The sequence below is a fragment of the Pseudobacter sp. genome, assembly GCF_051955275.1.
Classification (GTDB): Bacteria; Bacteroidota; Bacteroidia; order Chitinophagales; family Chitinophagaceae; genus Pseudobacter.
On the sequence record NZ_JBQCGW010000319.1, the window covers coordinates 1 to 22791 of the forward strand.

16 protein-coding genes are annotated in these 22791 nt (G+C 49.2%); 11 read left to right on the top strand and 5 right to left on the bottom strand.

Going from position 1 to position 22791, the window contains the following annotated elements; translation table 11 throughout:
* Positions 1-84 precede the first annotated feature (84 nt).
* Positions 85-684: a nitroreductase family protein gene (locus ACTHMC_RS28330; protein WP_440418446.1), complete on the bottom strand. Its 600-nt coding sequence runs from the start codon at positions 682-684 to the stop codon at positions 85-87.
* 62 nt (positions 685-746) lie between these two features.
* Here ACTHMC_RS28330 and ACTHMC_RS28335 point away from each other — a divergent pair, with 62 nt between their 5' ends.
* The 7 genes from ACTHMC_RS28335 to ACTHMC_RS28365 all read left to right on the top strand — a co-directional run bounded on the left by ACTHMC_RS28335 (position 747) and on the right by ACTHMC_RS28365 (position 9659).
* On the top strand, positions 747-1868 hold the full coding sequence (locus ACTHMC_RS28335) for a 5-(carboxyamino)imidazole ribonucleotide synthase (protein ID WP_440418447.1): 1122 nt from the start codon (positions 747-749) through the stop codon (positions 1866-1868).
* A gap of 100 nt (positions 1869-1968) precedes the next feature.
* Positions 1969-3018 carry an efflux RND transporter periplasmic adaptor subunit gene (locus ACTHMC_RS28340; protein ID WP_440418448.1) on the top strand — a complete coding sequence of 350 codons (1050 nt, stop codon included), beginning with the start codon at positions 1969-1971 and terminating at the stop codon, positions 3016-3018.
* A 9-nt stretch (positions 3019-3027) separates the two neighbouring features.
* The gene (locus tag ACTHMC_RS28345) at positions 3028-6159 is read left to right on the top strand and encodes an efflux RND transporter permease subunit (RefSeq protein WP_440418449.1); all 3132 of its coding nucleotides are present in this window, start codon (positions 3028-3030) and stop codon (positions 6157-6159) included.
* 12 nt (positions 6160-6171) lie between these two features.
* On the top strand, positions 6172-7482 hold the full coding sequence (locus ACTHMC_RS28350; protein WP_440418450.1) for a TolC family protein: 1311 nt from the start codon (positions 6172-6174) through the stop codon (positions 7480-7482).
* Between the two features lie 63 nt (positions 7483-7545).
* Positions 7546-8058 carry a 5-(carboxyamino)imidazole ribonucleotide mutase gene (purE, locus tag ACTHMC_RS28355; protein ID WP_440418451.1) on the top strand — a complete coding sequence of 171 codons (513 nt, stop codon included), beginning with the start codon at positions 7546-7548 and terminating at the stop codon, positions 8056-8058.
* A gap of 10 nt (positions 8059-8068) precedes the next feature.
* Positions 8069-8947: a DUF6929 family protein gene (locus ACTHMC_RS28360; protein ID WP_440418452.1), complete on the top strand. Its 879-nt coding sequence runs from the start codon at positions 8069-8071 to the stop codon at positions 8945-8947.
* Positions 8948-9236: 289 nt separating this feature from the next.
* Positions 9237-9659 carry a hypothetical protein gene (locus ACTHMC_RS28365; protein ID WP_440418453.1) on the top strand — a complete coding sequence of 141 codons (423 nt, stop codon included), beginning with the start codon at positions 9237-9239 and terminating at the stop codon, positions 9657-9659.
* A 215-nt stretch (positions 9660-9874) separates the two neighbouring features.
* Here the strand turns inward: ACTHMC_RS28365 and bshC are convergent, their stop codons facing one another.
* The 4 genes from bshC to rimO form a co-directional block, all read right to left on the bottom strand.
* Positions 9875-11473, bottom strand: coding sequence for a bacillithiol biosynthesis cysteine-adding enzyme BshC (gene bshC / locus ACTHMC_RS28370; RefSeq protein ID WP_440418454.1), 1599 nt, complete (start codon positions 11471-11473; stop codon positions 9875-9877).
* 86 nt (positions 11474-11559) lie between these two features.
* On the bottom strand, positions 11560-12807 hold the full coding sequence (locus ACTHMC_RS28375; protein ID WP_440418455.1) for an NAD(P)/FAD-dependent oxidoreductase: 1248 nt from the start codon (positions 12805-12807) through the stop codon (positions 11560-11562).
* 44 nt (positions 12808-12851) lie between these two features.
* Positions 12852-14336 (bottom strand): aldehyde dehydrogenase (NADP(+)), encoded by a 1485-nt coding sequence (locus tag ACTHMC_RS28380; protein WP_440418456.1) that lies wholly within the window; start codon positions 14334-14336, stop codon positions 12852-12854.
* Positions 14337-14722: 386 nt separating this feature from the next.
* Positions 14723-16033: a 30S ribosomal protein S12 methylthiotransferase RimO gene (gene rimO / locus ACTHMC_RS28385; protein WP_440418457.1), complete on the bottom strand. Its 1311-nt coding sequence runs from the start codon at positions 16031-16033 to the stop codon at positions 14723-14725.
* Between the two features lie 174 nt (positions 16034-16207).
* Here rimO and ACTHMC_RS28390 point away from each other — a divergent pair, with 174 nt between their 5' ends.
* The 4 genes from ACTHMC_RS28390 to ACTHMC_RS28405 all read left to right on the top strand — a co-directional run bounded on the left by ACTHMC_RS28390 (position 16208) and on the right by ACTHMC_RS28405 (position 22788).
* Positions 16208-16693, top strand: a complete 486-nt coding sequence (locus ACTHMC_RS28390; protein WP_440418458.1) for a hypothetical protein — start codon at positions 16208-16210, stop codon at positions 16691-16693.
* 257 nt (positions 16694-16950) lie between these two features.
* A complete protein-coding gene (locus ACTHMC_RS28395; protein WP_440418459.1) occupies positions 16951-18768 on the top strand; it encodes an O-antigen ligase family protein in 1818 nt (605 codons plus the stop codon).
* Positions 18769-18936: 168 nt separating this feature from the next.
* A complete protein-coding gene (locus tag ACTHMC_RS28400; protein WP_440418460.1) occupies positions 18937-20373 on the top strand; it encodes a T9SS type A sorting domain-containing protein in 1437 nt (478 codons plus the stop codon).
* A gap of 30 nt (positions 20374-20403) precedes the next feature.
* Positions 20404-22788 (top strand): HNH endonuclease, encoded by a 2385-nt coding sequence (locus ACTHMC_RS28405; RefSeq protein ID WP_440418461.1) that lies wholly within the window; start codon positions 20404-20406, stop codon positions 22786-22788.
* Positions 22789-22791 lie beyond the last annotated feature (3 nt).

Below are 22791 nucleotides of genomic sequence, written 5' to 3' on the forward strand. Positions count from 1 at the left end.
AGTTACCGGAGGGGATGCGACGAATTGGCTAGATGTGCCGACAACTCAGGAGAAAGCCAGAATTGGGCGCTGCGGAACTATTAATTACTCTTTGATCCAGGTGATCTTCTCTTCTATTGGCTTGGGAGTGCGGGGAGCAGAAGGAACGCGTACATACCCCAGGTAAAAGAAGCCCATCAGCTTATCATCCGCTTCCAGTCCAACCATGGCTTTGGCCTGTTCAAAAAACGTGATACCACCCGTACTCCAGTAACCGCCGATGCCATAAGCCGTAGCCGTCAGGTAGATATTCTGCACTGCACAGGCAACTGCGGCGATCTCCTCAATTTCAGGAATATCCGCGTGGCGCTTCATGCCAATGGATATTACGTGGGAACAAAGCATGGGCGTGATGAGCAGGGAATCGTATTTACCCTGTTTGAACCTGGGACCGGCATGCGCCTTGTAAATAGCAGCCTGCTGGTCGGCCAGGGTCTGAAGGCCATTGCCACTATATATATTGAAGCGCCAGGGCTCAGTCAGTTTATGGTTAGGCGCCATATTGGCGTTATTGAGTACCTGAAGGATGATTTCGTCCGGGATAACCTTGCCGGGCTCGAACTGGGAAGTGAACACACTTCTGCGCTGCTGTATAACCTCGTTGATCGTCTGTGCCTGGGGCGTCAATGCAATGGAGCCGTTCATATTTTTCTGTTTGACCGCAAAGATATAGGATTATCTTTGGCGCCATAACCAACAACAATTTGATGTTAAAAGTAGGTATCCTGGGCGGCGGTCAGTTAGGAAGAATGTTATTGCAAGCCGCAGCAAATTATCCGGTTGAAACATTTGTGATGGAAAACGATCCGGAATGCCCGGCAGCCCATCTCTGTCATCATTTTACAAAAGGTGATATCAGGAATTATGATGATGTGTTCAATTTCGGTAAGGATCTCGATGCCATCACCATCGAAATTGAATCCGTGAACGAGGATGCCCTGGATGCCCTGGAACAAAAAGGTGTGAAAGTCTATCCCCGCCCTTCGGCCCTCCGCATCATCAAAAACAAGATCGTTCAGAAACAGTATTATAAAAACCTGCAGATCCCCAGCCCGGAATTTTTAATTACCCAGAACCTGGAAGGGCTCAAAGGTCATAGCACCTTTCTGCCAGCCGTTCACAAAATCGCACAGGGTGGTTATGACGGTAAAGGTGTTCAGGTAATTGAAAATGCCAGCGATCTCCACAAAGGATTCGACGCCCCCGGCGTACTGGAAAAAATGGTCCCCATCCAAAAAGAGATCGCACAGATAGTGGCCATCAATGCCAAAGGTGAGACCGCACTCTATCCAGCCGTTGATATGGTGATGGATCCCGTGCTCAACCTGCTGGATTACCAGATCAGTCCAGCCGAAATTCCACAGCAGACACTCTGGAAAATTGAAGCCATTGCACTGGCCGTGGTAAAAGGACTGAAAAGTCCCGGCATCTACGCAGTGGAAATGTTCATCGATAAAAAAGGAGATGTGCTGGTGAACGAAACCGCTCCACGTGTGCATAACAGTGGGCATCATACTATCGAAGCCAATTACAGTTCACAGTTCGATATGCTCTGGCGCGTGATCCTGGATTACCCGCTCGGTAATGCGGATCATATCCTCCCCGGCGCCATCGTGAACCTGGTAGGCGCAGAAGGATTCAGCGGTCCCGCCGTTTACGAAGGACTGGATGAAGTACTGAAAATGGAAAATGTATTCGTGCATATCTATGGAAAAAAAGAAACGAAGCCTGGCCGCAAGATGGGACATGTTACAATCGTCTCAAAAGACAGGCAGGACCTGAGTTTCAAGGCACACCGCATTAAAAACATATTAAAAGTAGTGTCCTAGCTACATATCCTGCCGCCGTTCATAACCTTTTTACAGTCTGCTACATTGAATTGAGTATTTTTAGCAGCCCGTAATTTATAAACTACATTCCCTGATACAAATGAAAGGTTTACGCTGGATAGCAACAGGATTACTACTCAGTAGCGTGATTATTGCCTGCAAAGACAAGAAGAAAGAAGAAAAACCTGCGGCGCCTGCACGCGGAAACGTAAGTCTCCAGGCAGATGCATTTATCGTAAGGACCACCTCCCTCAGTGAGAACCTGGAAATACCGGGAAATATCCTGCCATACGAACAAACAGAAATCAGGCCGGAAATTTCCGGCCGCGTTGTTCAACTGAATATCAATGAAGGCAGCAATGTTCAGAAAGGAACCCTGCTGGTGAAATTGTTCGATGGCGACTTGCAGGCTCAACTCAAAAAATTACAGGTACAGCTGCAGATCTCAGAGAAAACCGCAGAGCGTTACAAAGCCCTGCTCAAGATCAATGGCGTGAGCCAGCAGGAATACGATCTCAGCGAACTGGATGCCAATAATCTCCGTGCGGATATCGACCTGGTAAAGGTCAATATTGCAAAGACCGAGATCCGCGCCCCTTTCAATGGCCGCATGGGCCTGCGCCAGATCAGTCTTGGCGCCTATATCACCCCCACCACGCTCATTTCAACCATCAGTCAGGTTGGACAATTGAAAATGGAATTCTCCGTCCCGGAAAAGTACAGCGATGAAATGCGCAAAGGCCGCAATGTTACTTTCACGGTGGCCGGCACCAACCAGACTTTCAGCGCCAGTATCCTGGCCACGGAATCCGTGATCGAGTCCAATACACGTACGCTCAAAGTGAGAACAGTCATCAAAGGCAATCATGCCCTGCTGGTACCTGGTGCATTCGCCAAAGTATCCCTGCAACTGGGAGAAAATGACGAAGCCCTGATCGTTCCCACACAAGCCGTTATCCCGCAGGCACGCAACAAGCGTGTGATCCTGTACAGGGGTGGTGTTGCGCAGTTCCAGGAAGTAACCACGGGGATCCGCGACTCCTCTTTCGTTCAGATCACTGAAGGATTGAAGAAGGGAGATACCGTTGTGACCACTGCCCTGCTCTCCATCCGTGCCAACAGCAAAATCAAATTATCGAAAGTTCAATAATAACCGGTTATGAATATCTCTGAACTGAGTTTACGCAGGCCGGTACTGGCAACGGTACTGAACGTGATGATCGTGTTGTTCGGTATCATCGGCTTCACCTTCCTGGGCATCCGGGATTATCCGGCCATCGATCCGCCCAACGTGAGTGTGAGCACTTCGTATCCCGGCGCCAATGCGGAGATCGTGGAATCGCAGATCACCGAACCACTGGAAAAAGCCATCAACGGTATTGCCGGTGTAAAGAATATCACCAGTACCAGCAGCCAGGGCACCAGCCGTATCAACGTGGAGTTCGATCTCAGCATCGACCTGGAAGCTGCGGCTAATGATGTACGTGATAAAGTATCGCAGGCATCCCGCTCACTGCCGGATGACCTTCCCGCTCCTCCGGTGGTATCCAAGGCTGACGCCAGCTCCGATGCCATCATCTCCATGACCGTACAAAGCAATACCCGCAACCAGTTGCAGGTTACCGAATATGCCAATAACGTACTGGTGGAAAGATTGCAGACCATTCCCGGTGTGAGCTCCATCCAGGTATGGGGAGAGAAAAGATGGGCGATGCGCATCTGGTTCAACCCTGCCAAACTGAGCGCCTACGGCCTCACACCTACGGATGTTCAGCAGGCCCTGGCCCGCGAGAATGTGGAACTGCCTTCGGGTAAGATTGCCGGAAATGCCACAGAGCTTTCCATCCGCACTTTCGGACGTCTCTTCACCGAAGAGGATTTCAATAATGTAATAGTAAAGAATGTAGGTGGGAATGATATCCGCCTGAAAGATGTGGCGGAAGCCGTACTGGGCCCTGAGAACGAAGAGACCATCCTGAAAGAGAGCGGCGTGCCCATGATCGCACTGGCACTGGTGCCGCAGCCCGGCTCCAACTATGTGGCCATCTCCAATGAATTCTACAAACGCTACGAACAGTTACATAAAGAAGTTCCATCGGATATCACGCTCAACATTGCGATGGACCAGACCAGGTTCATTAAGCAGTCGATCTCCGAAGTGGAAGAGACCCTGATCATCGCCCTCATCCTGGTGGTACTGATCATCTACCTCTTCTTCCGCAGCTGGCTGATCGCCATCCGGCCGCTGATCGATATCCCTGTGGCCCTGATCGGCGCTTTCTTCATCATGTATGTCAGCGGGTTTACCATCAACGTACTCTCACTGCTGGGTATCGTACTGGCAACTGGTCTGGTGGTGGACGATGGCATCGTGGTAACGGAAAATATCTTCAAAAAAATGGAACAGGGCATGGATAAATACCGTGCTGCCAAAGAAGGTTCCAAAGAGATCTACTTCGCTGTTATCTCCACCAGTATCACGCTGGCGGTGATCTTCCTTCCTATCATCTTCCTGGAAGGGTTCGTTGGCCGCCTTTTCCGCGAGTTCGGTATCGTAGTGGCCGGTGCTGTATTGATCTCCGCACTCGTTTCGCTCACGCTGACACCGGTACTCAACGTTAAGCTCACACGAAATGTACATAAGCACGGATGGTTCTACCGCGTTACCGAACCTTTCTTCGAAAAGATGGAGCGCGGCTATTTCAATTCTCTCAGGGGCTTCCTTAAAGTTAGATGGATCGCCCTGGTGATCGTGCTGGTTTGTTTTGGCATCATCTTCTTTATCGGACGTGGATTGCAGTCGGAGCTGGCTCCGCTGGAAGACCGCAGCCAATTCAGACTCTCGCTCACCGCTCCGGAAGGCACCAGCTTTGATTATATGGACCGCTACGTGGATGAGATCGGGCAGCTGATGATCGACAGTGTGCCGGAAAAGAAGATCGTGCTCACCATCACGGCCCCCGGCTTCAGTGGCGCAGGTTCCGTGAACAGCGGCACCGTGCGTGTAACGCTCACAGATCCCAAAGAGCGGACCCGCTCGCAGGATGATATCGTGGCCATGGTGAACCGGAATCTCGGAAAGATCTCCGAAGGCCGCGCCTTCGCCATCCAGGAACAGACCATCTCCGTGAACCGCCGTGCAGGTCAGCCTGTGCAGTTCGTAATACAGAACAATGATTTCGAGAAGATCAAGGCCGTGCTTCCCAAATTCCTGGAAGAAGTGCAGAAGAGCAATGTGCTTACTAACGTGGATGCAGACCTGAAATTCAATAAACCGGAATTACAGATCGATGTTGACAGGATAAAGGCCAGCCAGCTGGGTGTGAGCATCGCCGATGTTTCTCAGACATTGCAACTGGCACTGAGTAACCTGCGCCTCGGCTATTTCTACCGCGAAGGCAAACAGTACCAGGTGATCGGGCAGGTAGCGCGGAGCGACCGCGATGATCCCACCGATCTCAAGAATATTTACGTACGTAATAACAGGGGCGAGATCATTTCCATGGACAACCTGGTAAGTATCCGGGAAGAGACCACGCCTCCTACCCTCTACCATTTCAACCGCTATAAATCGGCTACCATTTCTGCAGGAACTGCACCCGGTAAAACCCTGGGAGACGGTATCAAAGTGATGGAAGAGGTTGCAAAGAAATTGCTGGATGAGTCCTTTGCCACTTCATTGTCCGGTCCCTCGCGTGACTTTGCCGAAAGTTCCGGAAACACCAGCTTTGCCTTTATCCTGGCGCTGGTGCTGATCTTCCTGGTACTGGCCGCACAGTTCGAGAGCTTCATCGATCCGCTGGTGATCATGTTCACTGTTCCCCTGGCCATTGCGGGCGCGGTGCTCAGTCTCTGGATCTTCGACCAGACCCTGAATATCTTCTCGCAGATCGGTATGATCATGCTGATCGGTCTGGTTACCAAGAACGGTATCCTCATTGTGGAGTTTGCCAACCAGAAACAGCTCACCGGTCTGAATAAACGCGAAGCTGTTACGGAAGCCGCACAGGCGAGGCTCCGGCCGATCCTGATGACCAGTCTGGCCATGTCATTAGGCGCATTGCCGATTGCCCTCAGTCTTGGCGCTGCCGCCACCAGCCGTATTCCACTGGGAATCGTGATCGTGGGCGGTATCATGTTCTCCCTGGTGCTGACCCTGTATGTGATCCCGGCGATGTACACTTTCATGGTGGCTAAAAAACAGAAAAGTGCCATGGAGCGAGCTGAAGAAAACAACAACGATGGCCAGCCCAATGAGACTGTACCTCATCAGGATGCAACACATGCATAAACGAATTCAACTATGAGATCTCTTTGTTTTATTATATCCCTCTTTGCTGTAACGGTCAGTCAGGCGCAGGACGTCATGAGCCTGCAGGACGCCATCGCACTGGCACTGAGAAACAATTATGATATCCGCATGAGCAGGAATGACTCTGCCTCGTATGCGCTGGATAACGACTATGCCTATGCGGCTTTCCTGCCACGCCTCAATGCCACCGCCACCAAAGTGTGGAATAACAATTCGCAGAAACAGGAACTCCAGAACGGCAATAAACCCTCTGCCAACGGCATCCGCAGCAATAACCTGCAGGCGTCCGTGAACCTGCAGTGGACATTGTTCGATGGTCTGAAGATGTTTGTAACGCGCGACAAACTGGAAGAATTTGAACGCCTCGGCTCCCTGGGCGTTAAGAACCAGGTGGTGAACACAGTGGCCTCGGTAGTGAACGGTTACTTCGATATCGTTCGCCAGAAACAACAGCTCAAGGCCATCGAAGAGCAGATCTCCATCAACGAAGAAAGGGTGAAACTGGCCGACCGGAAACTTTCCGTTGGCCTGGGCAGCAAACCCGAGCTATTGCAGGCCCGTGTTGATCTGAACGCCCAGAAGGCGCAGCAGCTGCAACAACGAACCCTCATCGCTCAACTCAGGGATAATCTCAATCAGCTGATCGGCTTCAGAACAGGTTCGGTTTATGAGGTGAATGACAGTATCCCTATCAATACGGCACTCCAGTACGGCGATCTCCGCAATGAACTGGAAAAAAACAATCCCGGCCTTCTCTTTGCCAAAAAGAATATTGACATTGCTCAACTCACGGTGAAAGAAAGGAAAGCGGATTTTCTGCCCATCCTCAATTTCAATTCTGCCTATAACTTCTCGCAGACCCGTAATACCACGGTGATCAATACCTTCACCCCGCTCTTCAACCAGAACAAGGGGTTCAACTACGGTTTCGGTCTGAATGTACCCATCCTGAACGGGTTCAATACCCGCCGCCTGGTAAAACAGGCACAGCTGGATGTACAGTACCAGCAACTGGTGTACGACAATGAACTGACCAAAGTGGATGTAGGCCTCAGCAATGCATTCAAGGATTATGAACTGCAAAAGCAATTATTGCAGCTGGAGGAAGACAATATCACGCTGGCCAAGGAAAATGTATTCATTGCCCTGGAAAGATTCAGGCAGGGCGTGAGCACCTGGCTGGAACTCCGGGACGCGCAACAAAGCCTGGAACTCAGTTACAACAGGCTAATTGCCGCCAGGTACAATACCAAACTGGCAGAAACCGAATTGCTCAGGCTCAAGGGGAGTCTGGTATATTAAATTTATTTCTTCTGTTCTGCCACGATTATTTTTCTTTTCTTTGCGGTTCAAACCGCAAGATACATGAGTCCGCAGGTAGGAATTATTATGGGAAGTGACAGTGATCTGAATATTATGCAGGCAGCTGCGGATGTGCTGAAAGGCTTTGGCATATCCTTTGAACTGACTGTTGTATCAGCCCACCGGACGCCGATGCGCATGGTAAAATATGCAGCAGAAGCAAAAGAGAGAGGATTGAAAGTGATCATTGCCGGAGCTGGTGGCGCTGCCCATTTGCCCGGAATGGTTGCCAGCATCACCCCTCTGCCCGTGATTGGTGTTCCCATCAAATCGTCCAATTCCATTGATGGGTGGGACTCTGTGTTGTCGATCCTTCAAATGCCCAATGGCATCCCCGTGGCAACGGTAGCGCTCAATGCCGCCAAAAATGCTGGCATTCTGGCCGCCACTATCCTCGGCGCCTTTGATGCAGCCCTGGGTGAAAAAGTAGCCGCCTACAAACAACAACTGGAAACCGAAGTTTTACATAAGGTAGATAAGCTAAAATCGGAAGGCTGGAATAACAGCTTCGACTAACAGGTGAAGTATGAAAATTAAACTGTTCGATTACAAGGAAGTTCCATCATTTCCTTCAGGATCTGGTATTGAGTTTTATGACGATAAGGTATTTCTCGTGGGAGATGATTCAAGAGAAGTACTGGTACTGAACAAAAGATGGAAAGAGCTGGAACGCGTACCCCTCATAGCGGGTACGGAGCCCCGTGTACCCAAAGCTGTGAAGTCAGATCTGGAAGCCACTACCATCGTTACCATCAACCGGATCCCCCGCCTCCTCGTTCTCGGCTCCGGCTCCCTGGAAAAGAACCGTAACAAAGCCATCCTTTTCAACCTCGACAGCTACCTTAAAGACGAATTTGACCTTACTTCTTTTTACAACCGCATCGCCAAAACCGGTGTAAAAAATATGAATATCGAAGCGGCCGCCCTGGTAGAAGACCATATCATCCTGGGTAACCGCGGCAACCGCAAGAACCCCGTAAACCAACTCATCATCACCCGCAATGCCTTCTGGAAACACCAGGCGCAGGCAGAGATCTCCATCGTGGACCTCGAACTGCCGGTGAAAGACAAGAAAGGTATCGGTATCTCCGGGCTCTCCTACTCCATCCTCAACGACACCCTCATCTTCACAGCCTCCACTGAGCAGACTGATAATGCCGTTGACGATGGCTCTATCGGCGACAGCTACCTTGGGATCATCGAAAATGCTTCCAGGAAGATCGGCCGGAAAAGCCTTAAAGTGAATGAACTGATCAATCTGGGCGATGTGCATGAGCTGTTCAAAGGATTCAAGATAGAATCCGCTTGTATACAGTCAGAGAAATCAAATCGGTTGAAGCTTCACCTCGTGGCGGATAATGATACCGGGAAAAGCTATCTTTTTAAGGTTCGTTTAAAATGGTGAACCCGCTTCAGGGTTTACCAAATCCGTCTGCAAAACATACCCACACCTTTTAGGGGTACTATTGAGATTCTGTGGGGTGTGTTAGGGCTGTGGTGCTATACCGGGTTGTAGGATCGTATGTTTTGAAGGACCGATTTGTCAAACCCTTCCGCTGATGGACACACTGGAGGTGCAGCAGAAAATCACCTTATGGCAGTATCAAAAGCAGTACTGGCGTAACTTTTGAAGGAATGATTTGTCAAACCCTTCCACTATGGGTACACTGAACGTGCAGTAAATAAAAACGTTTATGGCATTATCAAAAGTAATACTGGTGCAACGAATGATTGATGACCTGATCAGACAGGCCGCTTATTTCCTGGAAGAGTCGGGAGAGTTCTATCCTTTTGCATTGTATGCGGATGGGCATCAACAGATCCGCAATATCAGCTTCTTTACCAAAGATGAATTTCCTGCAGCCGATGAAGTGCTCAAGGAATTGGAAGCACTTGTGCTGTCCGGTCTGAAAGCAGGTCAGTATAAAGCCGCTCTGATTGGAGTGAATGTTCATGCAGCTGCTCCCGGCGTATCACCGGAGATCCACAATGCCATGGAAGTACGCAGCTATGATGAGCATGGAAACCTTACGCTCCGCTATTCCAGATATCAAAAAAGAGAAGATGGATATGAGTTCAGCGAACTCATCGATCCCAATAATGATCCCAATAATTAGCAATAATTCAAAACTGCATTCCCTGTATTTCACCCAATATTGACTGATGCACCCTCGGAGCCATAGCGGAAGGGTTTGACAAATCAGTCTTTCAAAACATACGATCCCCAGCCAGGCGTTGCACTCCCCCCCAACACTCCCCACAAAATCTCAATAGTACCCCTAAAAGGTGTGGGTATGTTTTGCAGACGGATTTGTTAAACCCTGGAGCGAACCTAATCTTTGGGGCGAATGATGACGAATTCCTGCTCAAGCGCAAGACTGCTCTTATAAATACAGTCAATGAATTCCTTTCCATACTTCGCATAATACGGCATGAAGTTCTCCACGCGTTCCTGCAGGCCGCCCGTGGGAAACAATGCTTCACGGATCTGCCGAATCTGCTGTTGCTCGGATGCGTACTTCTTCTTTTCAGCACGGATCATTTTCTTTTCAAGCTCCTGCAAAGGCTTTACAGTACGGACTTTGAGGGCTTCGATATGGGCGATGAGAGACGAGTCGATCTGAGTGGCCTTCTCCCGGATAGTGTCATAGAGTTGTGAAGTGGCCTGTAATTCCTGGGTGAGCTTTAGATGACCATTGGCCTGGCGCGTAACCAGATGCGTGAGCAACTGCTGCTCCTTCTGGAAGAAGTCAGCGATCTGCAGGTCCATTCTTTCTACTTTTTCTTCCCATTTTTTTTCAACTACCAGGAAGGAATTGCGGACTACCAGAACGGGGTAAGGCACTTTGTAATGATGGAAGAGATCGCGGAGCTCAAGCCAGTAGCTGGTTTCACCGCCACCGCCAATAAAGGCGATATTGGGAAGCAGGGTCTCCTGAAAGAGGCCGCGGAGGATCACGTTCGGACTGAAGCGATCAGGATGATTGTTCAGTTCAACAGCTATCTCCTCTTTGGTGAAACGGATGCCGGTGTTGCGCACTTCATAAACATCGTTCTTCAGTTCAATGAGCTCACGGATGCCGTCTTTGAGATAAAAAAGATTTACGGCACGGGGATTGGCCTGCACCTTGTAATGTTCGCCGAGACGGGCGATCGTTTTTTCAACGATGCTGCCGGGTGTCTGGTGGAAGAGATCGTCTTCAAACACAGCCACCATCAGCTTTTTCACTTTTGCAGTGTCGGGAATGATGGTGATCAGGCCGTACTCAGCAAAGAGCTGGTGAATGAGTTTGAAAGTGGCGGTCTGAATATTTTCGCTGTTGAGATAAGCGTCTTTGAGCATAGTGATAAGCTCTTCGCCATGCGGTAGCACCGAGAGCTCACCGGCAATGCGGTGAATGAGCTGGTCGAGCCCTTTGGTATTCATGCGGCCTACAGCCCCCGTCTGGCGGGTGTTCCAGACAAGTTTGTCGCCACTGAGCCATACATTGCCCAGTTCATCGAGATCGGCATCTTCGCTGCCCATCCAGAAGACAGGTACGAAATTATATTCAGGCAGTTCCTTTTTGAGTTGGTCAGCCAGCCTGATGGTATGAACGATCTTGTAAATGAAATATAAATGACCGGTAAAGATGGCCGGTTGATGTGCGGTGGTAATAGTAAAGGTATTATCCTGCTGCAAAGCCTGGATATTGTCCTGTACTTTAGCCGAGGCAGGTACAATACTGTACTGATCGGTCAGCGCCTGGGCCAGGAGTTTTCTTTCCTGGATGAACTGCTGCCGTTCCCTGATGGCTGCTTTGATACCTTCGAGGTTTGGGAGATGTTCGTAGAACGGACGTAACTCCGGTGATTCCTGTAAATAATCGATCACCACTTTGGAGAAATATCCTGTTTTGCTGTATGGGAGTTGTGTAGTGCTACAGTTCATAAGCGGACATAAAAGTACGACTTGCCTATCTTTAAAAAATCCTTTGGCCATATTTAACAAAGCCTAAGTGAATTTTGTTCAGCCGTCTATTTCCTTTCCACGTTAAAAGCGTTGTAATCCATACTGGGCGTGGCATGAGTGAGGATCTCCTCTACTGCTTTGCCTGTGCCCGCGGCCAGTGAGAGGCCAAGCATGGCATGCCCGCAGGCGATCACCAGGTTGCTGTAACGGCTATGCCTGCCGATATAGGGAAGTCCGTCAGGGGTAAGTGGACGGTAACCATGCCAGATTTTTTCGGTTGCGGGGAACTCAACAGGCAGGCTGGGGTAATAGAGTTTGGCCGCATTGTAGATGGCCTGCGCCCGCTTCAGCAGTGTAGGAGAACCAAGACCGCTGATCTCCATGGTGCCGCCCATGCGGAGGTCGGCCCCCATCGGGGTCATTGCCGTACGATGGTCTACCAGGATGGCAGGGTATTGAAGGTTGCGCTCCACATTGGGGAAGGTCATGCTATACCCCTTACCTGCCTGCATCAGCAGTTGGATGCCCAGTTGTTTTGTGAGCATGGGCAGCCAGGAGCCGGGCGACAAGACCAGTTCATCGCAACTGAATCTGCCTTTATCCGTGATCACGGCCGTTACTTTATCTCCCCGTTTTTCGAAACCGGTAATATTGGTATTGAGTTGGAATTTTACGCCGTTCTGTTCAAGCTGTGCTTTGAGGGTGCGCATGAAATCGCCGGGATGAAGATGTGCATCTATCGGGTAGAGCACTCCTCCCCTAACCCGGGTCTCCACTTCAGTTTCCATATCCTGCACCTGCTGTGCGTTGCAGATAATGGTTTCCAGTCCGAGCTCATTGGCTTCTTTTGCGAGATCATATTCCTTTTTTTCCGTGGTGGCGTTCTTGTACATCATGAAGATGCCTTTTTCTTCCATGCGGAAATGATCGCCAAGCTCCATTTTCATATCACTGGTGAGCTCGCGGCTCAGCATGAGGAACCGGAAGAGTGGCGGAATATTCCGGTGCATGGTAATATGGTTGGCATTGCGCCAGAAGGCAAGGCACCAGCGGATAAGATCCAGGTTCAGCCGTGGTTTGATATAGAACGGACTGGTAGAACTGAGCATCCAGCGGAGGCCTTTCGCCACAATGCCTGGCGAGGCAAGCGGATGAATATGACTGGGAGAAACATAACCGGCATTACCAAATGAAGTACCTGTAGTGATATCACCACGGTCTATAACGGTTACCTGTAGTCCTTTTTTCTGAAGATACCAGGCGCAGCATAAACCGATCACACCACCGCCTGCAATTGTTACTTGTTGGCTCATGTAAGAAGGGATAAACGATAGCAACAATATACAAAAAATGTAGACTAGAGCGATTCTTTTGAGAGTTCATCGTTCACCGTTCTCCAGATGTTCAGTATATTTTTATTTTTCAGTTCATCCGGCAGCAGGCTGTCCGGCCAGTTCTGAAAACTTACGGGGCGTGCTAATCTTTTGATCCCATCCGCGCCCACAGCGGAAAAGCGGCTGTCGGTAGTAGCAGGGAAAGGTCCTCCATGATGCATACTCAGCGCAACAGTTACACCAGTTGGCACACCATTCATTACAAATCTTCCTGCAATATTTTTTATTGCTTCCACCAGTGCGGGATTTTGCAGCACATCATTCTCTGTTGCCATCAGACTGGCTGTCAGCTGGCCTTCCAGCCGGGTGACAATCTGCATCATCTCCTCCAGGTCCCTGCATCTTACCACGATGGAGTATGGACCGAAAACTTCCTGATGCAGCACGGAATTGCTGAGAAATGCAGCGCCCGGCGCAGTGGCGATAGTGGCAATGCCTTCTGCCTGCGCAGTGCTGTTGCGGCTTTCTGCCACTTCGGTTACACTATCCTGTGATAAGGCCGTTTGCCGTTTTTCGGCATAGGCTTTTGCGATGCCCGGATGCAACATGGGTGCGGCAGGTGTTGCTGCAATCCCCTCGCCCAGCATTTCAATGAAATTGTCGAGCTCATTTCCTTCCACACCAATGATCAGCCCCGGATTGGTACAGAACTGTCCAACACTGGTTGTTACCGATTCAACATACATACCTGCAATTTCCTTTGATGACTGTTTCAGTTTCTCCGGAAAAAGGAAAACAGGATTGACACTTCCCATTTCTGCGAACACAGGTATGGGCTCGGGTCTTGCATTGGCCCAGTCCCACAACTGTTTACCGCCTGCAAAAGAGCCGGTAAAACCAACGGCTTTCACCCTCGGATGTGTCACCAGCGCCTTGCCCACTTCAAAGGAGCTGCCATGCACATGCGCAAATACATGTTCCGGCATACCGGTTTCCCTGGCTGCTTCCAGAATGAGGTCTGCCACCATCTGTGAGGTGGCTGCATGTGCAGGATGTCCTTTCACGATGACGGGGCAGCCGGCTGCCAGTGCGCAGGCGGTATCACCTCCCGGTGTTGAATAAGCGAAGGGGAAATTACTGGCCCCGAATACCACAACGGGTCCCAGCGGCGTCATTGTCTTCCGGAGATCAGGGGTAGCCGGACTGCGATCCGTTTTTGCCGTATCGATCCGTACATCCAGCCAGTTGCCGCGCTCACAGGCATCTGCATAACTGGTCAGCTGAAAAACAGTACGCGTTTTCTCCAACCTCAGTCTCGCCTCTGAAAGATGTGTTTCCTCCATGGCAGTCTGCAAAAGCGCGGCCGGCGCCTTATCCAGCTTTGCTGCAATTGCCCTCATAAAACCGGCACGTTGCTTCAGGCTCAGCAACCTGAACTCATGAAAAGCCTTCCATGCATTGTTACAAATAGTATCGATGGTTTCCAGTGATGCATCAGGTACTGCCATACGTAGGAATTTGAGCGATGAAGAAGAATAAGCACCTGCAATGTACGATGCCTGCCGCAATCTGGCGTTATCTGTGGGTTAATGCAATCCTGAAACAGTCGAAAGAAGGGAACGAAAGAAAATTTTCCGACGGCTGGGTAAGGGGCAAAGTGAAGGATTAAGTGAAGCGTAAAATCTTTATCAGGTAAGGGTGACTGATGGGTTCAGGCCGCAAATTAAGGAATTCCTTAATATAAAATGTAAATGATTATTGAGGCCATCCAAAAAGCCTGCGAAAGTTTCATCTTCCATTTCAAAGTTGAACAGATAACTTCCCGGTGCGGTTTGTTTTGCAGCCGGTGTTCATCATATCACTTTACAGACTGATTTATTGAACCATGGAGCGGTTAAGGAACGATTTCTCCTTCGAGATCATAATCATACGCCTTCGTGATCTTCACATTCACAAACTCTCCGATCCTGAGTTTCTTATCAGTCTGAATGATCACTTCATTATCCACTTCCACTGAATCGAATTCAGTTCTTCCCAGGTATCTTCCTGACTCTTTCTTATCGATCAGGGTCTTGAAAGTCTGTCCGATCTTCTCCTGGTTCTTCTCAAAGCTGATCTCCTGCTGCACTTCCATGATCTCCTGGGCACGTGCTTCCTTCTCTTCTGCAGGGATGGTGTCTTCAAGATCGTAGGCAGTAGTATTCTCTTCGTGCGAGTAAGTGAAGATCCCTACCCTGTCGAACCGGTGCTGACGGAGGAAATCCTTGATAGTGTCCACATCTTCGCGTGTTTCGCCGGGGAAACCGGTGATCAGCGTGGTACGCAGACAGATACCGGGAACAGTTTCGCGGATCCTGGCAATGAGTTCATCCATTTCGCCTTTGGTGATCTGGCGTTTCATGGCCTTGAGCATATTGTCGCTGGCATGTTGCAGCGGCATATCGAGGTAATTACAGATATTATCGCGTTGACGCATTACATCGAGGATTTCAAGGGGGAACTTCGATGGATATGCGTAATGGAGGCGGATCCATTCCAGTCCTTTTACATCTGCGAGGCGATGCAGAAGATCGGGAAGCATTCTTTTTTTATAGATATCAAGACCGTAATAAGTGAGTTCCTGTGCAATGAGCATCACTTCTTTCACTCCCATGCTCACGAGTTTCTCTGCTTCTTTCACCAGGTGTTCGATGGTACGGCTGACATGTTTGCCGCGCATCAGGGGGATGGCGCAGAAACTGCAGGTACGGTTGCAACCTTCGGAGATCTTGAGATAAGCGTAATGTTTGGGGGTAGCCAGGAGGCGTTCACCGATAAGCTCAGCCTTGTAGTCTGCTTCAAACTGTTTGAGGATCAGGGGCAGCTCCATGGTGCCGAAATAGGCATCCACTTCGGGAATTTCTGTTTCCAGGTTATTTTTGTATCTTTCACTTAAGCAACCTGTTACATAAACCTTATCTAATTTTCCTTTACGTTTGAGCTCTACCTGGTCCAGGATGGTATTGATACTTTCTTCCTTGGCCTTATCTATGAAGCCACAGGTATTCACGATCACGATATTATGGTCTTTTTTCGCATTCTCGTGCACCACATCGATCTCGTTTGCAAGAAGCTGTCCGCTGAGCACTTCGCTGTCAACCATATTCTTGCTGCAGCCGAGCGTAATGATGTTTACTTTATCCTGTTTTCTTGTTCTTGTTTTCATACCTGTGGGCGCAAAGGTAATTACATTTAAAATATGGTACGAACCTATTATATTTGCCCCCGCATTTTGGGCACTATTTCCTTGATAAATATTGATTTATCCCTGCCAAGGCCCTTTTTGGGGAGGTTTGGCATAGTTTTTTAAGAATAGCTTTCATCATTAAACAATCACAGTATGAAAAATTTATCGGTTGTGTTAGCACTGGTGTTGGTAATGGGTGCAGGATCTGCGGCAAATGCGCAATCCATGGGGTCAGAGTACAAAACAGCGCTTGGTGTGAAGTTTTATCCCGGAGCGGTGACGCTCAAGCATTTTTACAAAGACAATAAAGCAGTGGAAGGATTGCTGTCTTTCTGGAGGTATGGCGCCCGTATTACCGTTCTGCATGAGTGGCATGGTGATATCAACAATGCCCGCGGCCTGAAATGGTATGCCGGTGGTGGTGCGCACCTTGGTTTCTGGAACAGCGACTGGAAAGACCGTTATCCCAGCCGCGATCATGGCGTTCAGCTTGGTATCGACGGCGTGGTAGGTCTGGATTATAAATTCACAGACGCTCCTATCAACCTGAGCCTCGACTGGCAGCCTTCATTCAACATTGCAGGATATTCCTACTTTGAAGGCAGCTGGGTTGGCCTGGCTATCAGGTACACTTTCTAGGTTCAGGTTTATGATGTAAACTTTTTAAAAGGCGTTCACTGCAGTGAGCGCCTTTTTCGTGTTCCGAAAAAAGTTATCAACGCTATTGCATTATTTCAAAATTCATCATAGCTTAGGAAACACTTCAGCGCAGCCGGCGCATAGTTCATCAACTCTCCACTCCATTTCAGCAACGGTCCTGTACCCTAACGGAAGCATGTTCTGTCGTTTTTTTCAAAGCGGCCGGTTCTATCTTTTATACCTTATCCTTTTGTACCATGCTGAAACTCATAACACCTTTTATCCTTGTTGCTGCACTGGCAGTAACGCTGCTGAATGGTAATGCATTCGGGAGTCCCACGCTTGTATCGCTTTTTCTTTTCTCTCTTCTGACCTGTATTGCCGGCATGATACTCTTCCTCACGCTGGTATTCCGGAAGCGAACAAAACTGCCAAAGCCTCCACTTCCCCTCTGGTTATTTCTATCCCTGGTAATATATGTGCTGGCCGACGGCCTGTTACATGAATTCAATTTAACCCATCTTTTGTGGGCCGCCTATGGTTTATGGTCACTGGTGATCTACTTCTGGGCAACCTTGATGGTATCTGAACGGCGTACTTCCCCTGCAATTGTTTTATACAGGGTGGTCCTTTTCCTGGCTTTAACGGAATCAGTGATCGTATTACTGCAGACCGCAAGGCTTTTTCCTGTTCCTTCACAATGGTTCATTGCCACGGGTACCTGGGTGAACCCCAATGTAACTGCCATCTTTATTGCTCTTTCGCTCTTTGCGGTTTTGAGATTGAAGGAGGCATCTTCCGCTATCATGCAGCATTTTTTTTACTGGCCTGTATTGATCCTGATGATGCTTGCCACGGCATTGCTGCAATGCCGCAGCGCCTGGCTGGCGGCTGTTGTCATATGGCTTGCGGAATACCGCCATTCCCTGTTTGAAACCGTTCGCCGTAATTTCAGATTCAGCTGGAAAGGAGGACTGCTGTTGATTGGGCTGTTGATGGTATTGCAAGCCTTTTATGTACTGTACAGCACAAAAGAAGCTTCAGCCCGGAACCGCTTAAGCATTTGGAAGAACAGTTTACAGATGATAGCAGGCAAGCCATTGACCGGATACGGCTTCGGTATGTTTGAGAAAGAATACAATCTGTTCTCAGCTTCTGCACGGATGCCGGTGAACGATCATGTGAATATGGCCTATAATGATTTTCTTGAACTGGGTGTGGAAGGAGGCATTCCTGCTATAATGCTCTATATCTTTTTTTTGATGGCATGGTGGCAGGCATGCAGGAAGAATCCAGGCTCAGCGGTGTTCTTTTCCATTATTATCGCATTGTTAGTGGTACAACTTACCAATTTCGTATTCCAGGCGGTCCCGGCAATGGCGCTGGTATTGATGTATGCGGCAGTTACCCCCATAGTATTACCGGTTCCGCAACCGGAACAAAGTTTATCAAAAAAGAAAAAAAAGGTGGCGGTATTATCCGCGCCATCTCCCGTATATACCAAATGGTGGATAAGATCACTGACAGGAATCACAGGATTGCTCCTCTCCTTCCTGCTATTCCTGCAGGCTTCGCTGGTAACGAGCGGCTTTTATAACAAAACACTCATCGTTGATTCAGATGCAGTTCCGGCAGCAAAACTGGAACGACTGAACGAACTGTACTTCAAGCTTCATGCAAGTCCTTCGTTCTATGAAGTACGGGCTGATCTCTACATGGCAGTACAACAGCCGGAAGATGCGCTGGGCTTATACCTGAGTGCATTGGAACGAAGCAGCGAGCCAGACCTCTTATCCAAAACAGGTTATTGCTACCAGTTATTGTCGGGGTACGACAGCAGCCGGTTCTATTATGAAACGGCCTGTCATCTTCAGCCGCATCGTTTTACACCGAAGTTGCGCCTGATGCAGCTTTACGCTGAAAAAATGGATACCGTTTCCATGTTACAGACTGCAGGGATCATTTTAAAGATGCCTGTAAAAGTAAGTAGTAAAAAGGTAACAGACATCCAGCAACTGGCAAAGTCTGTGATCGGCATTTATGACAAGCATCCCGGGTTGTCGGCACCTTTCTGATTTATTGAATCCGTACCGTTTCAATTATTCTTCTCCGTGAGTGATAAGAACAGGCCATCCTTTGCCTGCCCCTCCCTGCATACTTATCATTCTTTCGCGGAACAGGTTTCCTATGCCTGTGATCAACCGCATCCGGCCATTCGTATTTCTAACTAAAAAACTTTCACCATGCATGTAGCTACAAAACTGAAATTGCTGCTAACAGGAGTATTGTTCGCTCCCTGCCTGATAGTTCAGGCACAGAAAGCAACGTCTGACACCAGCTTCAATGCGGGGCTCAAGGAAGCCCGTCAGTATCTGACCGGTCTGGGTAAAAAGAAAGACAGGAGCAAAGCCCTGGTGTTGTATACGGCCCTTGCACAAAAAGGCAGCGCAAAAGCGATGAACATTACAGGCGTTTTTTACAAAGATGGACTGGGTATCCCCAAAGACCGCGCTGCTGCCATCAAATGGTTCACCAAAGCCATCAGTGGCGGAGTTCCTGAGGCCTGGTACAATCTGGGCCTTATTTACCAGTATGATGTTGAAGGCGGACAGGATTACGCGAAGGCCTTCGGGTGTTTTGTAAACGGAGCCAAAGCAGGTCACCTGAGAAGCAGTTTTATGGCGGGTTATAACCTGTATAAAGGGCTTGGCGTACAGCAGGATTATAAGAAAGCGGTTGTGTATTTCCGCCAGGGAGCTTCGCGTACGGAGCCACGGAGCCAGTATTTCCTGGGACTTTGCCTCCGCAACGGGTATGGCGTTGCAGCCAGTGAAGACAGCGCCAGATACTGGCTTGGCAAATCCGCTGCACAGAAATTCCAGATGGCGCGCAATGAGCTCGCTTCCCCCAAACCGGAGAACAGTGATGTGTATGCGAAACAAAGGGCAGAACGGCTGCACACCAGTTTCGGAGGTAAAAAGGGATTGCCTTCCTACCAGAAACTTGACCTGCGATCAACTTCAAACCTGCCTGAAGGGAGATACGCAGGCACCCTGATCAAATATGACTGGGGTGGTAATCATGCCATCGGTTCAGCACCTCTGGTGATAGATGTTGCCATTCAGCATAACGAAGTGATCCTGAGCTGGACGGAATCCGATTCGATCCGGGCGCAACTTACAGGTGTATTCAGCAGGAACGGGATCAGTTTCCGGAATACAGGAGCCACCATCAGCAAGTATGATCATTACAGCAAGCGGAAGCCTGAGCAGTATCGTTTTGAAGGCGCAGGACTCAACTGGGCGCGCCGTGGAGATACGGTTTACCTGCAGGGTAATGTTCAGCTCTATTCCATGAGCAGGCATGAACCTGCCAAGCCTGTTTACATCTCCGTTGCAAAAGCAGTTTCCCGCAATGCGGTTCCCAGAACAGGATTTAAAAGTTATCCCAACCCATTCTCTGATCTGCTGACAGTTGAGTTTGAACTGGGCTCTTCCACTGAAGTGACCGTACAGCTCATTGCCGCCGATGGTAAAGCAGTGTATGAAAAGCGTGAGGGCCTGTTGCAGAAAGGCGTTTACCGCTTTCCCGTAAATGCAAGGCAGTTACCGGCAGGCATATACGTAATGCGTGTTCTGGCAGGCAATGATACCAGGATCACGCAGGTGGTCAAGAAATAGAACCTGTTTCCAACAATCAAACCTTCAATCATGAGAAAAATATTAATTACCCTCATATTGTTCTTCAATATGTCGCTCTGTTTCCAGGGTGGGAATATCAGCCTGCTGAGCGGCCCTGAAGTGCATGCACAGCAACGTGTTGACTGCCCTCCGGATCCTAATGGAGGCGGTGGCGGCGGTTTCTGGAGCTGGCTGGGCGGCGCCATCGGCTCCATCGGAAATGGCATCAGCTCCATAGGTCAGGCCATTGGCAATGTGGCTACTTCAATTGGCAACTTTTTCGGCAATATGTTCGGAGGAGGATCAGAAGGTGAAGGACCGGGCGTGGAACCGGGAGAAAGTGACTACGGGTATGATGGGGACGGAGGTACTTTCGGAGCAGAATGGCCATCAGACAACGGAGATCCTTATCAGAACGTGTGGAATGATCCCTATTTCAACTCAGACAACTGGGGCAATGACGAATGGTGGCTGGTAGATAATATGGGCTCTTACGTGGAAACCTACAATAATGGCAGTGATTATAACACCACCACGTACCAGACCTGGGGGGGAGATTTCATAGAGAAACTCTATAATCCTGCAACTACTGGTTCTTCCGCATCTGCACTTCCATGCCAGAACAGCTTCCTGCTCTCTTCAGGCAAGATCATTCACTTTACACCGGAGCAACAGGCCTTTATACAGACCTACCATTTTGATGGCAATAACCTGGAGTACCTGACAGATAAACAGGGATACAAGTTCATTCTTGGCCATCTGCCAACAGTAGTGAACAATATAATAGTCAGTTCCACGCCCACCTTCCAGTTTATCAGTATAGACAGGATCAAGCAGGATATCGCTCACCTGTCAACAGCCTATGGCACTGTTGTTACTCAAAAAATGGATATCAATGGCAATAACAGGGATATCGTAAAACAGGCGCCTGTCAATAACCTTAATTATTGCATCAGGATAGATCAGTCACAGATAGAAGATTGTGGCGTTGGAAAAACGGTAGAGGCCGTTGCAACCAATGGCACCCGTTACTGCAAGACCCTTAAACCCGAAGATTGTGCAAGAGGCATGGGACGCCAGCGGGATGACTACCTGCCATATGGTGGGATCAATCTGCATCACCATGTGAACATGCCCGATGCAGTGCGGCAGTTCCTTCAGAAGATACTCGGCAATATAGCAGGCCCCTGCACCATTTCCTTTATCAATTCCAAACTCAATGATCTCCACAGCAGCGCAGGTTATCAGAGCGCCAGTGAAGCCATCAAAGAAGAAATGGAATACCTCACTGTTGGCTACTATTATGTAATGGGAGCACTGTACTGTGCTTCCAATGAAGAAGCGGCGAAAGGCAAAGGCCCTGTGGTTCAATTTGCCATCGGAGCATTGCACGAAGTGGTCAGCAGTATAGATGTGGTAGCCCTGACGCAGGGATTGATGATGATAGCGGAAGGAGCAGGCAACCTGGTGGATCAGAACGTAACGATCTTACGTAATATCCTGGATCAGATGGTGAATGATGTGATCACAAGCGGCACCATCGATTATGAACAGATCTTCAAGAAGATCGTGGAAGCCGCAACCTCACAGTTGAATGGAGCTTATGACAGGATCAAACAGGTCTGCAGCCACCTGGCGAAGATCTATTTTACCGAATGCGATCAGTATCAGTTTGGCGATGGCAGCGTTGGGGATATCTGCGCTTACCGCCGTGGTGAAATGGCCGTGATGGCTTTGCCCATCATCATTACGGGTGGTCAGTGGGCTGTAGTGAAAGTAACTTCCCTGGCTGGTAAATACCTGGCAAGAACCGGTAAGGCACTGAAGCTGATGGACGAAGCACTGGCCGCGGGAGCCACAATCACAGATGATGCCACCAGGGTAATAGTGAACGAAGCAGCCGATGAGGTAACCACCGTTATCACCAAAGAAGCAGATGATATCCATTTCAAAAGGGATAACAATGAGTTTGATCCTCATCCGCCATCAGAAGTGAATGTACCCACTGTGAATGGCCGTAAACCGCTGAACTCCGAATTTGCAGGAAGAACCTATCGTACTACCAGCGGATACGATGTGCCATTCAATATGCACGGATTCCCTGACTTCGACCAGTTTTCCGCCAGAACAGTACGTATAGAGGGTATGCAGGGCAACTATACCACGGACTTTGCCAAAGCCAACAAAGCAGCTTTCGGGGTGGAAGACGCCAATTACCATCTTACCCAGGGCTATGGAGATTATACCTGGCATCACCACGAAGATACCAAGAGCATGATGCTGGTGCCCAAGGCGGTGAACAACCCTGCCCAGGGAGGTGTTGCACACACCGGAGGAGCAGCTGTGGTCAAGCATAATAATTTATTACCTTCGGGTGCTACACCACTCACCTATTCATCACCACCTTTAAAATAATTA